Consider the following 15353-nt stretch of genomic DNA (forward strand, 5'->3'; position numbering starts at 1 on the left):
CCGTCAGGTGCTGATTTCGATTTTTGCACCCGGATATCGCGCAACCAGCGCGTCCCCCTCGGCGGGGGGCAGCAGGCAAAGCGCGGTTGACAGGCCGTCGGCCAAAACGGCGCGTGGGGCGGAAACCGCAACAAGGTTGCGGGTTGGCGGTGTCCCGTTCGGGTTCATGATGTGGCCCGCCTTGCCCACCATCGTGCCGGTTGGCGCGGATGTAGCCAGCGCGCGGTCGCGCAGTGTCAGCCTGTGAACGACTTCGCCTTCGGGGGTGGCCACCCCGGCGCGCCAGACCGAACCGTCCGCGCGTGTACCCATGGCGGCAACCTCGCCCATATCCATCAGTACATCGCGCAGCCCTTCGCTTTGCAGCAAGGCCGCGATCCTGTCGGTGATGTAGCCTTGCGCAATGCCGTTCAGGGTCAGCGCCATGCCCGGCTTCATCTCGATCTTGCGCGCGTCAAAGCGCAGGTTGCCCCATCCCAGAGGGCCGGTCCTGTCGGACAGGCCCGCCCTGGCCAGCCACAAGGGCTGAACGCTTGGGTCAAACACGCCGCCGCTGGCCCGCCAAAGCCCGTCCGACAGGCTTAGCACCTCAAGCAATTCCGCTGACGGCGCCGCCAGCCGCGCGTCACTGTTCAGGCGCACAAGTTCACTTTCCCGGTACAGGGAGAATATGCCTTCCAGCCGAAGCAGTTCCTGCTCGACTCGGACAAAGATGGGCGCGGCCTGTGTCGCGCTGATCCCGGCCAGCGTCATCACGGTTGGCGCACCCATCGCCTGTCCGCGCCAGGTGGCGGATTCAGCCGCCAACGCGCCTTTGGGCAAGGCCAGGCTTGCGGCTGCGATGCTCAGGAAACGGCGGCGGTTCATCCTGGTCATGACGGGGTCTCCAGCGTCATATTGATATCGACGGCACCCAATGCCGCGTCATCCGGGATCGCGTTCAGCGATACGGCCTTGCCGCCCCAGCGTGCAACAAATCCCTCCGCGGCCCCGGCGCTTGCAAACGGCACGATTTCCGGCGCGCCCATGCCCCCACGGACAGGCGCGCCCACCACAAAGACAGCGTCCTCTGCGGCGATCCAGTTGTCTATTCCCGGCGCGTCCCAGCTTTCGGCGGTCCCCATGTCGCTGACGTAGACGGCCACGATCTCGGCGTCCCTTTCGGGACTTTTGAGATAGGCCACCATATCCCGGACCTGCGCAAAAAACAGCGGCGCCGGCAGGTTCGCCAGATGGATCTGCCCCTTGGGGCCACCATGTTCCAGCACGTTCATCTGGCAAAAATAGCTGAGCGCCTCTTCGGTCAGATCCACGGGTGGTGGTGGCGCCTTGGCCACATCGTCCTTGCAGGCGCCCAGCGCCAGGGCCGCCGCCAGAACCAGCGCCAGCCTCATGGCTCCAGCCTCCGGAACGCGCCGCGCGCCGCGAGAAACCCCAATAGCGGCCACAGAATCAATGACAGGGGCGCGGCCCATTTTGGCAGGGCCTGCGCCGCGCCAACCATCCCCGAAGACAGCGCCACGCCCTCGGATCCGGCAATGTTCCAGACCCGGAACGCATCCGCCGGGTTGGCGACCATCACCCATGGGAACAAAGACTGCGTGAACCAACCCCCCGAATCCATCACCACCGCGCCCAGCAGGCCAAGATCGTACAGCACCACGAAAACCAGCCACAGCCCGGCCGACATGCCCGCCGCCGCTGTCGAGGATTTTGCCAGCGACGACACCAGATAGCCCAGCGTCAGGAACACCCCGCCAAGCAACACGCTGGTGGCCACAAGCCGACCAAGCGCGACCAGGCTTTCCGGCCCGGCACCTCCCAAAAAGGCGGCAACAGCCCCGGCCGATCCGAACCCGACAATCATCGCAATGGTCAGCGCGGCAAGATGCGCCACGAATTTCCCGATCAAAATCTCTCCGCGACCGGCCGGATAAGTCAGCAACAGGCCCAGCGATCCGCGCTCGGCCTCTCCCGCCACGGCGTCAAAGGAAATCATCAGCGCCAGTAGCGGCGCCAGATACACCGACAGCGTGGTCATCGACGCCACCGAAACGGTCAGCATGTCCACACCCAGCGATCCGGTCGGCGCACTGCCCGCAAATGTCAGCGCCAATGCAAACAGCACCATGATCAACGTCGCCATGAACAGCCAGCGATTGCGGCGCAGAATGCGCATTTCGCACTGTGCGATAGCCAGAAAACGGATCATTGCAGCGCCCCCTTCGCATAATGGCGATACAGGTCTTCCAGCCGCGGCGGCGTGATCTCCAGATCCGCGACAGCCTCGCCCATCGCCGCGATTTCGCGCAGCGTTGCCATCTTGTCGGCGGCCTCGATCTCGATCTCGACAGACGCGCCATTCACCCGCTGCCCGCCAGTCCGCACCGCCAAAGCCCCGGCATCCTGGCTGGCAAGTATACGTACGCGGGTCGGCAACCCGGCCTTGGCGCTCAACCCTGCCAGAGTGTCATTGGCCACCAGATGGCCCTTGCGCATGATCGCGATCCGATCGGTGCGCGCCTCAACCTCGGTCAGCGCGTGGCTGGCGATCAGAACGGCGGTGCCCTGTGCGGCCAGCTCGTCGATAATGGCATACAGATCCTGCCGCGAAATCGGATCAAGCCCGCTTGTCGGTTCGTCCAGCAATGCCAGTTTGGGCTTGCCCAACAAAACTTGTGCCAGACCCAGGCGCTGCCGCATCCCTTTTGAATAGGTGCCGATCCGGCGGTCCAGCGCATCGCCAAGACCTACCCTTTCCAGCAATCCGGCGACATCGGCCCGGACTCCTGCCAGCCGGGCAAACAGCGTCAACTGTTCGCGCCCCGTGACAGCAGGATGAAAGCTCACGGCTTCGGGCAGAAACGCGGTTGCCGCCCGCGCCCTGGCACTGCCCGGCTTGTGCGAACAGATCGTTATGTCGCCGCTCTCGGCCTTGATCAGGCCCAAAACCGCCTTGATCAGGGTCGATTTTCCGGCGCCGTTATGGCCCAAAAGCGCCACCCGCTCTCCGGCAAACAGTTCCAGGTCGATATCATGCAGCACCTGAATACTGCTGCGAAATTTGTTCAGGCCCTGAATCGTCAGGACGGGCGCGTTTCCCTTATCCATCACTCATCACCTTTCTGCCCGCTTCGGGCATCTGCGGCGTCATCAACGGGTTGCTGTCAATCACGCCACCGGGCCGCAGGGCCGGGAAAGCGGCCTGTGACCAGCGTACCAGCTGGACCGCAGGAGACCCCATCAGCAACTTGGCCGCCGGTTGCGTCCAAAGCACATGATCCATGCTGTCATTCGGGCGAAACGGCTGATCCGCGATCCCGTCGCCATCCACGTCAAAGCCTGAATTGTCGCTCCAATAATTGCCCCGGCCGTTCTCGGACCACTCATACCATTTGGTCGTCACCAGCTTGACCTGCGTTCGGTTGGCGACAAAGGAATTTCTGACGATCCGGTTCTTGTCGGACCCGGTAAAGTGAATGCCGATATCGCAGCTTTCAAACCAGTTCCCCGAAAAGTCGTTCTTGTGGGAATTATACAGGAACGCGCATTTCTGCTGAGCGCCGCGCACATAATTGTCGCGGATTTCGCTGCTGTTCGTGTAGTTGAACGCAATGCCGTGTTCCCTGTCATTCATCGACGCGTTTCCGATGACGCGCACACCTGTGGTAAACATGATCGCGTACCCCAGATCATTGCCTTCCGACACGTTTCCGCTAACTTCGCTGCCGTCTGCATACATGAAATGCACCGCAAAACGCAGATCTCGAAGCTTGTTGTTACGTAAAACATTGTCACGGCTGGAATTGACAAAGATACCATCCCGGCCCCAGCGAATATCGTTGTTTTCCACTATGGCGCCGGGCGCGTTCCAGATGTAAACGCCATTGCCCCGATCATTCATGCGCTGGTCCAGCCGTCCTTCGATGACGTTGTCGCTGGCGATTGCGTTTTTCGCGCCGTGAATATCTATGCCGTAAAGGTTGCCTTTCACCACATTGCCGCGCGCAATCGCGCGATCCGCGGTCTCGGTCAGCTTGATGCCGCTGTCGATCTCTTCATGATCCGAGCCCGACCCGATCACCGTCACTCCGGTTACAACCGCGTCTTTTGCGGTCACGGTTATCACCGTTCCGCTGCCCTGCCCGTCAATCGTGGCCTGACCTTGCCCGTCCAGCGTGATCGGCCGGTCAACCACCACGTTTTCAGTATACGTGCCAGGACCAAGCCGAAGAACGTCGCCGTCCGCCGCCTTGGCCATTGTCTCGGAAATGGCCCCTGCCCGCACCGGCACGTCCCATTCCGCCGCACCAAGGGGGGCGGCGATCAGGATTACAAGTACAGGCAGGAACCGTTTCATTGCGTTTACATCTCGCGAGGCTCGACCAGCATCCGGCCGCGCATTTCCATGTGAAGCGCGTGGCAGAACCACTGGCAATAGAACCAGTGAACACCAGGACGCTCGGCGATAAAGGTCACAGACGATGTTGCCTGCGGCCCGATCTCCATGGCAATGCCAAAGTTCGCCATACAGAAGCCGTGGGTCAGGTCATCGATGTCATCCAGATTGGTCACAAAGACAGTAACCTCGTCACCCTGCTTGACGGTGAACTTCTCCAGGCTGAAGTTCGGCGCCTGGCTCGACATATAGACGCGAACCTTGTTGCCGTCACGAATGATCGTGTCCTGATAGTCGTCCAGATCCACACCGTCGGCTTCGGCCTGGGCGCGGGCATCGTCCCACATCGGGTCATTGCGCTGCCAGGTTTCGGCCGGGCTTACCTTGGAACGGTGAACGATGATCGAATCGTGCGGCTCGGCAAAGGTCGGACCATCGTGGACCACCTTCATCTTGTCGCCCGAAATATCGATCAGCTGTTCGTTCTCCGGCTTGAGCGGACCCACGTTCAGGAAGCGGTCTTTCGAGAACTTGTTCATCGAAACCAGCCACTTGCCGTCTGCGTCAAGGGTTTCACCCATCGAGGTCGAGTTGTGGCCCGGCTGATACTGCACGTCCACCTTGTCAAGGATCGGATCAACATCCTTGCCGGCATAGGCGTCGATCGCCTTCTGGATGTCCCACTTCACCACCTGGCTGTCCAGGAACAGCGTGGTATAGGCGTTGCCCTTGTTGTCGAACGCGGTGTGAAGCGGACCAAGGCCCAGCTGCGGCTCTGCAACAACGGCGGACCGGGGATCGGCGTTTTCCGAGAACAGCGCGTCAACCTTGTCCACATCGATCACGGAAACGGTCGGCGACAGCTTGCCGTTGATCATGATGTGTTTCTTGTCCGGCGCGGCGTTCACGCCATGCGGCGAGTTCGGGATCGGGATATAGCGGGTCAGGTTGCCCTTGGCCCCTTTGCGCCCGTCCACGATCTTGGCGCCGTTCAGCTCCTGGTATTCGCCGGCTTCGATGGCCGCTTCGATCGCCTTGATGTTGAACACCACCACGTGGTCCATCTCGCTCGCGGTCATCTCGGCCAGGTTCATGCCCATTTCCGAGTTGTAGGAGGACGAGAACGCGTATTTGCCCAGATAGTCACAATCGGTGTTGTCCAGGTTCCCGGACACAGTCACCTGCCATGCAACCTCCATCGTGTCACCGTCAATGGCGGTGAACACGTTCACGTACTTGTCGGGCTCATCCAGGATCTTGCCGTCGTTGATCAGCGGCGCTTCGTGCTCGCCATTGGCAAAAACATAACCTGTGCGCGGGAATTTCTGCGGACGCAGGCCGTGAATGTCCTTGGCGTTCGGGATCTCGATGATCTTGTCGCACTTCATCACGTCGCAACGCACGCGCGCCACACGGGTGTTGGCCTTGTCGTTCATGAACAGATAGCGGCCGTCATAGGTGCCTTCCGTAAACGACATATGCGGGTGGTGCAGGTCGCCGTTTTCGTAGGTGACTTTACCATTCGCGGCCAGAAACTCCTTGGTTTCGGGCAGCAGGCCTTCGGTCAGAATCTTCAGCGATTCATTGGTCTGGCCCCAGCCGGTGGCCGAGCAGCGGTTGAACACCGGCACGCGCATCAGTTCGCGCATGGACGGCACGCCCAGAATGCGAAGCTCGCCCGTCTGGCCCGAGGACCAGAAGCCGTAATACTCATCCAGCTCGCCTGGTTCGAGAGCATACTTGCCGGCCGCTTTCGCCGGGGTTGCTGTCAACATCGAGCCGCCCACGCCCGCGGTGGCCAGAACGGCCCCCGTGGCGGTCGCGCCAAGCATTCCCCGACGGGTCATGCTCAGGCCTTTTTTTACCTCTTCAGTCATGGTTTTCCTCCTTCAAGAAGCGGTGGGTTTTGCGTTAGGGTGGTTGGCCGGCGGAGCCTTTGTAGGGATCTTGATCTCCGCCGAGCCGGTCTTCTCGCGCCGTTTCAGCTGGCGGATAACGACCGGGCATTTCTCGTTGGACTGGTACAGGACCTGGCAATGCAGGCAGTCCACGCATTCATTCGGATTGATTTCCCCGGTGGGGTGGATCGCCTGAACCGGACATTCGTTGGCACAGGTCTGACAGGGGCTGCCGCACTCCTTGTACCGGCGCAGCCAGTCAAACATCCGTATCCGCGCCGGAATCGCCAGCGCCCCGCCCAGCGGGCACAGATAGCGGCAATAAAACCGTTCGATGAACAGCCCCGCCAGCAAAAGCAGCAAGGCATAAACGACAAACGGCCAGTCCCGCACAAATTTCAGGATGATCGCCGTCTTGAACGGCTCAACCTCGGCATATTGCTCGGCCAGCGGGATCGACACCATCGACAAGCCAAACAACCCCAGGAAAATCATGTATTTCAGCGGCCACAGACGCTCATGCAATCCCCATGGCAGCGTCCATTGCGGCACCCGAAATGCGCGCGCAATCTTGTTCAGCAATTCCTGAAGCGCGCCGAACGGGCACAGCCAGCCGCAATAAGCGCCCCGTCCCCAGAACAAAAGCGCCGCGGCAATCGCGAACCACTGGATAAATACCAGCGGGTCCATCAGGAACGCGTCCCAAGTAAAGCCCGACCGCAGCGATCCGGCCAGCGCCATCAGGTTGACAACACTCAGTTGCGCGTTGGCGTACCAGCCAAGGAACACAAGCGTGACGGTCAGGTATCCGATGCGGAACCAATAGAACACGCGGGCATTCGCCGTCGCCTGAAACTGGAAAAAGAAAACACCGGTCAGCACCAAAAGCATCAGGCCCAGAACGCCGATCTCGACGGTTTTATCCTTCCAGATCCGTTTCCAAAGGGCCGATTTGGCCGCCGCCTCGGCACTGGCATCTTCCACCACCTTCGGTGCCTTCGCGGGCTTCAGATAGTGCTCGGGCAGCTTGTAGCCCAAATCATACGTAATGAAGGTCTTTTCGATTGCCCCAACCGCGCGCTGCACCAAAAGCTGCAACCGGAACGGCTGGGCCGGATCAAACTCGCTGTCCGCCGGAATCTTGAAAATATCCAGCTCGGTAAAACTTGGTGCGCCTGTTGCCGCCACCTCGCCCAGCCGGCGCTGCTGCTTGTCAAAGAACCGGACCGAGTTGTCGCCCTGAATCAGCTGAATACGGTCAAAAATGCCACCACGCACATAGCCTGACCCCTTGTAGCTGTAGGCCCCGCGCCCGAGCACCAGAATTGCATTCTCGCCCTCCTCGAGCCAGCGCGTCAGGTTCTGGTATTCCGCCTCGCCCAACAGGCTGAGACCAATCGCCGGCACGCTGACCAAAGCCATTTGCATGTCAATGAAAGTGTCGCCGGGATCACCCGCTTCCGGCCGCGCTATGGCCCGCGCGTCGCCGGTTTCTGCGAAGGCCCGATTCACCTGCCCCACATCAACCGACATGCGCCGGACAGAACCGTCACCCGACAGGGTGTCCCAATCTTCAACCGTGGTCTTGGTCAGATCCAGTTCGCGCTTCGGGCCCAACTCGACCGGGGACAATCCGCCCAATCCCAACGCCCGCGCCACTTTGATGCCACCGCGCACAAGGCTGTCATCGATCACCATGATCGTCACCGTCGCGCCCGAAATGATGTCAAGATCGTGCCCTTCGCCGCCGGTTGCAGCCTCTCGCTTGAGGTCCAGCCCGGCATAGCTTTCGGTCAGCTTGACCATCTTGCTGTTGGGAATCCCTATCAGCACAATCGGTTCGCTATGTTTTACCAGCTTCACGCCGGTCAACACGGCATCGGCATCCATTGCCGCCACCACGTAAATCGGCTTGCCGGAATATCCGGTCGTCCCGACAAAGTCGGATGTCAGAAAAGCCCAGGCAACCGTTTCGCCATTCTTCAATACAGGCGCAACCTTGACATCGTCGCGCACCGGACCAAACGCATCGGCGCCGGGCGCAAGTTCGCTTGGCTCGATTTCCTGAAGAAAACTGTCCAGACTGTCGGCACGTACCTCGGCGGCAACGATCGCACTCAGGATCAGGATAACAGCACTCAACCAGGAAAAAATGTAGCGGCTCGCCTTCACAGCGCAATTCCTCTGTCGGCAATGTGCGCGCGGATCGGGGCGCGCGTCTGGAACACGGCCAGTTTGGTCAACTCGCCGGAACCCGGGCCCGACGAGGGCTGATGCACCGCTGGCTTTGGCATCCGGCGACCTGCACCCACAACAAGGACGCAGAATGTGGGCGCAGGGCCGGACACTGTCGCAGCCACTGGCTGGGCTGCGGCTATCGCCACCGCGCATGGTGCGCGGTCGCGGAATTCTCCTTTTGTCGGATCGGCCGATTTCGGCCTCTCCTTATCGTCCGCGCCGCTCCAGGCCGCGCCTTCGGCACGTTTCGAATCGCCCCGGATCGCGCCTGTGGCCGGCACGACTTTGGCTGCCATGGGCACCGTTGACCGCGCCTTCCAGGCGACCGACGCCACAACCGGAAAGGCGGTTTGCGCCAAGCCGGAGTTGCACCGGATCTGGCGAAAGTCACTTGCCGGGCGGCGATACATCTGGACCTCTTCCGATTCAGGTTGGCCCTTGTCTAGAATCGCTCGGCTGCGCGTGACTTGACTTTCGTTAATTGCCCCGGCCATTTTTCGCACCCACGCGAAACCGACGTAATACCGACGTAATGCCGACGCGGGTTTTTACCGTTGCATCAAATGGTTAATAGAGAAATCCGAACAGCGTTCAGCGACGGCGCAAATAGACGTAATACGCCCCGCTGCCACCGTGGCGGACATGCGCCTCGGCGACCTGCAAAACGGCGGATCGCAGCGGTGGCAATGACAGCCATTGAGGAACCTGGTGTTTCAGAACGCCACGTCGCGTTGGGATCGGACCGTCATCCGAGCGGGTCTTGCCCTTGCCGGTTATGACCAGAACCAGCCGTTTCCCTTCGGCCTGCGCGCGCAGGATGAAGCCGGTCAAAGCGGGGTGTGCCTGATCCGTTGTCATCCCGTGCAGATCGATCCGGCCTTCGGGTAAAACCTTGCCCCGCTTCATTTTTCCGAACTTCTTACGGTCCATCTGAACGGGTTGCCTGGCCATTCTGTCTGATATGCCCGGCATCAGATCATGGCCTGGCATCCGCACCGCCGACCGCGCGCCTATCTGGAAATCAGGCCGGTGAGGGTGGGGCGCCTTGGTGGGCTTGGGTTTGGGGTGCGGCAGCTCGTGTCGCGTGCGTTCCGGATGCAATCGCTGGGTCGCATCCGCCACCTTGCGCCACAACGCAACCTCGTCCTGTGTCAGCTTGCGGCGACTCACATCACCGACTCCGGTAACATCGCATAGGCCCGCTGGATCGGCAGCAAAACAATCATCCGCCCCCCGTCCTTCAACTTCCCAGCCGCCCGCCCAGCCTCATCTCCGGTACCAAAAAAGATATCCGCCCGCTGCGCCCCCTTGATGGCCGAGCCGGTATCCTGAGCAATCATCAATCGTCGTAGCGGGGTCTCGCCATCCTTTTCGATCCAGACGGGAGCACCAAGCGGTACAAAGCCTGGGTCAACCGCTACGGTCCGCATCGCGGTAATCGAACGGTTCATTGCTCCCAAAGGTCCGCTTTCTGGCGCGACACCGCTGATAGTCCGGAAAAACACATAGCTGCCATTGTGGCGCAGCAGCTCAACGCCGTCTTCCGGGTTTCGCCGCACCCAATTCTTGATAACCTGTGCGCTAACCTGGTGCGCGCCGTATATACCGCGCCGAACAAGCTCGACACCGATAGAGCGGTACGGGCGTCCATTTGCGCCACCATACCCCAAACGGATGTACGAGCCATCAGGCAGACGAATTCGTCCAGATCCCTGAATTTGCAGGAAAAACAGCTCGACCGGATCATCGACCCACGCAATTTCCAGCCCGCGCCCCTCCATGATCCCCGTTGTCTCAATCTCGCGTCGGGTCAACCAGGTTGTAACTTTGCGCGCTTCTGGCGGCATTTTGTACAGCGGGAAGCGGAATCGCGCATCCGGAACCAAGGACCCGTCCAGTTCCGGCTCAAAATATCCGGTAAACAGCCCGGCGGTACCGTCTTGTATCAACACCGGGCGAAACAGAAGCTCGAAAAAGGCGCGGGCGTCAGGGATGCCGCTGGCGGCGGCACACAGGGACTGCCAATCCGGCCCGTCCAGATCCGAGCACGTATTCAGAAATACCTGCCTTGCGGCCTCGTGGTCATCTTGTTCCCACCCCTCCAGATCCTGGAACGAAAGAATTCTAAGGTTCGTTTCGGACAAGGCGCTGCTCCCGGCCACAAGGAAAGCGGCCGTCAGCACCGTCCGAAACGCGCGAATCATTCGCCAGTGGCAACAAGCTGCCAGTTGGGATCGTTTGACCCCAGTTTCCGCGCAAAGGTCCAGATGTCCTTCTGGCGCTTGATCTGGCTTTCGCTGCCCTCCACGATATCGCCCGCTCGGTCGCGAACAACATGCGTCAGCTCTCCGACAAACCTGACGGCGATTTCGCCATCGGAAGTGTCGGGATCAAAGTTCGCGCGATGCAATCCCATTTCGCGGATGCCGACAAACTCGCTCTCGATCGAAAGGCCCTGCTTTTCTCGCGCCTCGACAACTTCCGCAAAGGTTTCATACACTTCATCGCCCAGGAAAGGTTTGATTGAAGCCAAGTCTCCTTTCTCGAAGGCCATAAGAATCATCTCATATGCGCCGCGCGCACCCTGCAAGAAATCCGTTACGCCGAATCCCGGTTCGGCCGACTTCATCGACGCCAGCGCCAGAGCCGATTCACTACCTTCTTCAACGTGGTCCAGAATATCACGATCCGGGCCACCTTCGATCACTTCAAGATCAGGACCCCGCTTTGCGACCGGTTTTGCGTCGATCTCGCGGGGTGGTTCAAAGCCGTCCCGCGTCCCCAGCACGTTTTTCAGCCGCAGGATCAAAAACACGGCGATTCCGGCAAGAACCAGCAACTGGAGTATGGGAGAATTCATCAGGACCTCGGTTGAGCATGGAAACAGGTGTGTACGGCACTTATGTAAGTCACCGGCAGGGTCAAGTCCACCTTGCCAAAAGTCGAATGGAGTATTGAAATTATGTGGCTGTTATTGGCATTTGTCGCGGTTCCCCTTATCGAGATCGCGCTTTTCATTCAGGTGGGAGGCGCAATTGGGCTTTGGCCGACGCTGGTGATCGTGCTGTTGACGGCTCTGGCCGGGACCTGGCTCGTTCGAACGCAGGGCGCAATGGCCATCGGAAAGTTGCAGCGATCGTTCTCGGAACTGGACGACCCGACCGAACCGTTGGCGCATGGCGCCATGATCATTGTCGCCGGTGCGTTGCTTTTGACCCCCGGGTTCTTTACCGACGCAATCGGTTTTGCGCTGCTGATGCCGCCTGTTAGAGTTGCCGTGTTCAGGTACCTCCAGCGAAATATACGTGTTCAACGGTTTTCGATGGGAGAAACGCAAGCCCCGCGACACTCTCGCGCCGGGCGTGCAGATATCATTGACGGCGAGTTTTCCGAGGTCGAACCCCCAAAGACACCAACACATAGGCCTTCGGGCTGGACAAAGCATTGAGGCTCTGATCCTGAACTGGTAAAGCGGCCGAAGCACATTTTTTAGGAGAATTCGCATGTCGGAAAACGACACAGAGAACGGCGCTGGCCAAAAGGCGACAGAACAACCGCAGATCAGGATGAATGTTCTGGCTCAGTTCGTTCGCGACCTTTCGTTCGAAAACATCCTGGCGCAGAAAGGTGCCTCGGGCAACGCGCAGCCCGACGTGCAGGTGCAGGTCAATCTTGACGCCAAGAAGCGGACGACCGAGCACCAGTACGAGGTTGTTATCAAGCTGAAGATCACGTCGAAGAACAAGGAAGACGGCGCTGAGATGTTCATTCTTGAAATCGACTACGGCGGAGTCTTCCACATCGAGGGGGTGCCGGACGATCAAATGCATCCGTTCTTGCTGATCGAATGTCCGCGCATGTTGTTCCCGTTCCTGCGCCGCATTGTCAGCGATATCACGCGGGATGGTGGCTTCCCGCCGCTGAATCTGGAAAACATCGATTTCATGGCGCTTTATCGCAATGAACTGGCGCGTCGTGCAGCCGAACAGGGCGCTGTAAACTAATTCAGGTTGGGTGCGGCTTGGATCGCTGCACCTAACCCCCCCGGCTCCACAAGGCGCCATCTCCGAGTTTTTCGACAAAGGTGCGATGCGCTGCTTCATCTTGCGGGGTGAGCCGTGGGGGCAGGGGCTTTTGCCGTCGTTTCGGCCGCCATTCTTCGGACATTAGGGTGTCGGTTCTGGTTGGCGCGCCCGATGCCAGAACAAGATCTGGCTGGCGCCCACCGATCAGCTCCAGATAGACTTCGGCAAGGATCTCCGAGTCCAGAAGCGCCCCGTGCAAGGTACGATTGGCATTGTCGATTCCGAATCGCCGGCACAATGCGTCCAGAGAGGCGGGGGATCCGGGAAATTTCTGACGGGCGATTGCAAGCGTGTCGATCGCCTGCTCCCAGGGAATCTGTGGCAGATTTATCCAACGCAGTTCGGCATTGAGGAACTTTATGTCAAATGCGGCGTTGTGGATCACAAGTTTTGCCGAACCGATGAATTCAAGAAATTTCTGCCCGACATCGCGAAACAGTGGTTTGTCCTTGAGCGTAACCGACTTTGGCTCTGGTGTTTGGGGAGGGTCAAGCAGATCCGGCCCGATGCCATGCACCTGAAATGCATCCATTGGCATTGTGCGCTCCGGGTTCATGTATTCATGAAATGTGTTTCCCGTGGGCAGGTGATTGTACAGTTCCACCGCCCCGATTTCGACGATCCGATCGCCGGATTCGGGGTCAAACCCAGTTGTTTCCGTGTCCAGGACCACTTCACGCATCGTCGAGTTGCTCCCTGATGGTGTTCAGAATGTTCAACACTTGCGCGCGAGTTTGGTCAAGTGTGTCGGTTTCGATCACAAAGTCAGACTTGGCGCATTTTTCATGGTTAGGCATCTGTTTTGCTCGTAATTGTTCGAACTGTGCCGCGCTCATCGTACCACGCGCCAGCACTCGCTCCTTTTGAAGTTCGGGTGAAACAGTGACACATGCAATCGCATCCATTTCCCGGTGCCCGTTGCCTTCGAACAGAAGTGGGATGTCGAAAACCAGAATTTCGGTAGTGGCGGCATCTTCAAAACCAGCGCGGTCAAGCGCTACCAGCGGGTGCACAATCTGCTCAAGTTGTTTCAGCACACTCGAATCCTGCGATATCAATTTCCTGAGTTCCGTGCGGGAAACGGCCTCGTCAATGATCGCTGCGGGCAAAATGGCGCGGATCGGCTCAACCGCACCGCCGCCCCTGGCATAAAGCCGGTGCACGGCAGCATCTGCATCCCACACAGCGCAGCCCGCATCGGCAAACATCTTTGCGGTGGTCGACTTTCCCATGCCGATCGAGCCGGTTAGCCCAAGTTTGAAACTCATGCCAGGACCGCCTGGCGTGTCGCGTCATCGACCTCCGGGCGCCGGCCGAACCAACGCTCGAACCCCGGCACGGCTTGGTGCAGCAGCATGCCCAGCCCATCAACTGTTACACACCCTTTGTCAGACGCTATTTTCAACAGCTGGGTTTGCAGCGGCGCATATACCAGGTCAGTTACCACCGTTCCTGCCGACAGTCCGTCTAGAGGCACTCGAAGCTCTGGTTTGCCCTGCATTCCCAGCGAAGTGGTATTCACCACCGTCTTTGCCTTTTCGAGGATGTTACCCGCCTGTACCCAATCGATTACCTTAACTCGCGCGCCAAAATCGTCGCGCAACTGTTCGGCACGCACGCGCGTGCGATTGGACAGTAGGATTTCTGGAACTCCCGCGTCCAACAGCGATGCCACCACGGCCCGCGCGGCCCCACCGGCCCCAAGGACAACAGCCGGGCCGGAGCCAGCGTCCCAGTCGGGGGCGCCTTGACGCAGGTTTTCGATAAACCCGTAGCCGTCGGTATTGTCGCCGAGAATTGAGCCGTCCGCACGAAACACCAGCGTATTCACCGCGCCGATCAGGGTTGCGCGATCTGTGATATGGTCGACATGTTCCAACACGCGTTCCTTGTGTGGAATTGTCACGTTCGCACCAACAAATCCCATGCGCGGCATGGCCTTCAAAACCTCGCCGAGATCGTTTGCCGCAACGTTTAGCGGAACGAAATGGCCTGCCAACCCGTGCTTTTTCAACCAGTATCCGTGCAAAATTGGCGATTTGGAATGCGCGACCGGGGATCCGATCACCCCGGCAAGCGGTATCGGCGAATTTGTCATTGTGGCAACTCTCCGTTCAGCGTCAGGTATGACAGTATTTCAACAAGTGGCATCCCTAGAACCGAAAAATAGTCTCCGTCGATCTTTTCGAACAACCGCACACCTTCTGCTTCCAGCATGTACCCACCGACGCAGTGCCGTACATTATCCCAATTGCGCATGATGTAGTCGTCCATGTAGGCATCACTGAAGTCGCGCATATTGAGGCGGACCTGACCAATGAAACGCCAAACTGAAACACCATCGCGGCAGATCACGGCACCTGAAAGCAATCTGTGTTGGTGCCCCCGTAGCTCTTGCATCTGCGTCCGCAATTCCGCTTGGCTGTCCGGTTTGGAATAAATCTTTCCGTTGAATTCCAGTACCTGGTCGCAACCTAACACCAGGGCGCCTTCATGCTTGTTGCTGATCTTGCGGGCTTTGGATTCTGCAAGAGCATCAACAATATCGCGGGCTGTGGCGCCATCGGCTTCCAGGCTTCGCCGGATCATGTCTTCGTCCAGTTTTGCCGTTTCGATACTGAAAGGAACGCCGGCATTTTCCAGCAGCCTCGCCCGCACGGACGAGCCAGAGGCCAATATCAATCGAGACGCCATGTGAATAACCTCGTGGAGAAGCGTAAGTGTTTCTTAAGC

17 protein-coding genes are annotated in these 15353 nt (G+C 59.3%); 2 read left to right on the forward strand and 15 right to left on the reverse strand.

Going from position 1 to position 15353, the window contains the following annotated elements; all coding sequences use genetic code 11:
• Positions 1 to 3 precede the first annotated feature (3 nt).
• From I3253_RS11415 to I3253_RS11465, 11 genes are all read right to left on the reverse strand, one after another.
• The gene (locus I3253_RS11415; RefSeq protein ID WP_197917789.1) at positions 4 to 876 is read right to left on the reverse strand and encodes an FAD:protein FMN transferase; all 873 of its coding nucleotides are present in this window, start codon (positions 874 to 876) and stop codon (positions 4 to 6) included.
• Positions 873 to 1394 (reverse strand): nitrous oxide reductase accessory protein NosL, encoded by a 522-nt coding sequence (locus I3253_RS11420; RefSeq protein WP_197917790.1) that lies wholly within the window; start codon positions 1392 to 1394, stop codon positions 873 to 875. The genes I3253_RS11415 and I3253_RS11420 overlap by 4 nt, the downstream gene beginning before the upstream one ends.
• On the reverse strand, positions 1391 to 2212 hold the full coding sequence (locus tag I3253_RS11425; protein WP_197917791.1) for an ABC transporter permease: 822 nt from the start codon (positions 2210 to 2212) through the stop codon (positions 1391 to 1393). Before I3253_RS11425 ends, I3253_RS11420 begins: the two co-directional genes overlap by 4 nt.
• Positions 2209 to 3111 (reverse strand): ABC transporter ATP-binding protein, encoded by a 903-nt coding sequence (locus I3253_RS11430; RefSeq protein ID WP_197917792.1) that lies wholly within the window; start codon positions 3109 to 3111, stop codon positions 2209 to 2211. Before I3253_RS11430 ends, I3253_RS11425 begins: the two co-directional genes overlap by 4 nt.
• Positions 3104 to 4360 (reverse strand): nitrous oxide reductase family maturation protein NosD, encoded by a 1257-nt coding sequence (locus I3253_RS11435; RefSeq protein WP_197917793.1) that lies wholly within the window; start codon positions 4358 to 4360, stop codon positions 3104 to 3106. The genes I3253_RS11430 and I3253_RS11435 overlap by 8 nt, the downstream gene beginning before the upstream one ends.
• A gap of 5 nt (positions 4361 to 4365) precedes the next feature.
• Positions 4366 to 6276, reverse strand: coding sequence for a TAT-dependent nitrous-oxide reductase (nosZ, locus tag I3253_RS11440; RefSeq protein WP_197917794.1), 1911 nt, complete (start codon positions 6274 to 6276; stop codon positions 4366 to 4368).
• A gap of 12 nt (positions 6277 to 6288) precedes the next feature.
• Positions 6289 to 8409, reverse strand: coding sequence for a 4Fe-4S binding protein (locus I3253_RS11445; protein ID WP_408647814.1), 2121 nt, complete (start codon positions 8407 to 8409; stop codon positions 6289 to 6291).
• A 56-nt stretch (positions 8410 to 8465) separates the two neighbouring features.
• Positions 8466 to 8945 carry a hypothetical protein gene (locus I3253_RS11450; RefSeq protein WP_197917795.1) on the reverse strand — a complete coding sequence of 160 codons (480 nt, stop codon included), beginning with the start codon at positions 8943 to 8945 and terminating at the stop codon, positions 8466 to 8468.
• Between the two features lie 181 nt (positions 8946 to 9126).
• Positions 9127 to 9705, reverse strand: coding sequence for a Smr/MutS family protein (locus I3253_RS11455; RefSeq protein WP_197917796.1), 579 nt, complete (start codon positions 9703 to 9705; stop codon positions 9127 to 9129).
• Positions 9702 to 10739: a murein transglycosylase A gene (gene mltA / locus I3253_RS11460; protein ID WP_197917797.1), complete on the reverse strand. Its 1038-nt coding sequence runs from the start codon at positions 10737 to 10739 to the stop codon at positions 9702 to 9704. Before mltA ends, I3253_RS11455 begins: the two co-directional genes overlap by 4 nt.
• Positions 10736 to 11395, reverse strand: coding sequence for a Tim44/TimA family putative adaptor protein (locus I3253_RS11465; RefSeq protein WP_197917798.1), 660 nt, complete (start codon positions 11393 to 11395; stop codon positions 10736 to 10738). The genes mltA and I3253_RS11465 overlap by 4 nt, the downstream gene beginning before the upstream one ends.
• 102 nt (positions 11396 to 11497) lie before the next feature.
• On the opposite strand from I3253_RS11465, the gene I3253_RS11470 reads away from it, so the two are divergent.
• Positions 11498 to 11983 carry an FxsA family protein gene (locus tag I3253_RS11470; protein ID WP_197917846.1) on the forward strand — a complete coding sequence of 162 codons (486 nt, stop codon included), beginning with the start codon at positions 11498 to 11500 and terminating at the stop codon, positions 11981 to 11983.
• Between the two features lie 55 nt (positions 11984 to 12038).
• On the forward strand, positions 12039 to 12539 hold the full coding sequence (secB, locus tag I3253_RS11475) for a protein-export chaperone SecB (protein ID WP_197917799.1): 501 nt from the start codon (positions 12039 to 12041) through the stop codon (positions 12537 to 12539).
• A 31-nt stretch (positions 12540 to 12570) separates the two neighbouring features.
• Here secB and dnaQ read toward each other — a convergent pair whose 3' ends face one another.
• Genes dnaQ through I3253_RS11495 form a run of 4 tightly spaced genes read right to left on the reverse strand, consistent with a single transcriptional unit; the run spans position 12571 to position 15314 of the window.
• Positions 12571 to 13302 (reverse strand): DNA polymerase III subunit epsilon, encoded by a 732-nt coding sequence (dnaQ, locus tag I3253_RS11480; RefSeq protein ID WP_197917800.1) that lies wholly within the window; start codon positions 13300 to 13302, stop codon positions 12571 to 12573.
• Positions 13295 to 13888 (reverse strand): dephospho-CoA kinase, encoded by a 594-nt coding sequence (coaE, locus tag I3253_RS11485; RefSeq protein ID WP_197917801.1) that lies wholly within the window; start codon positions 13886 to 13888, stop codon positions 13295 to 13297. The genes dnaQ and coaE overlap by 8 nt, the downstream gene beginning before the upstream one ends.
• On the reverse strand, positions 13885 to 14718 hold the full coding sequence (locus tag I3253_RS11490) for a shikimate dehydrogenase (protein WP_197917802.1): 834 nt from the start codon (positions 14716 to 14718) through the stop codon (positions 13885 to 13887). Before I3253_RS11490 ends, coaE begins: the two co-directional genes overlap by 4 nt.
• Entirely contained in the window at positions 14715 to 15314 is a 600-nt protein-coding gene (locus I3253_RS11495) for a Maf family protein (RefSeq protein ID WP_197917803.1), read from the reverse strand. The genes I3253_RS11490 and I3253_RS11495 overlap by 4 nt, the downstream gene beginning before the upstream one ends.
• Positions 15315 to 15353: the final 39 nt, after the last annotated feature.

Origin of the sequence: Thiosulfatihalobacter marinus (assembly GCF_016019955.1) — a bacterium.
Lineage (GTDB): Bacteria > Pseudomonadota > Alphaproteobacteria > Rhodobacterales > Rhodobacteraceae > Shimia > Shimia marinus_A.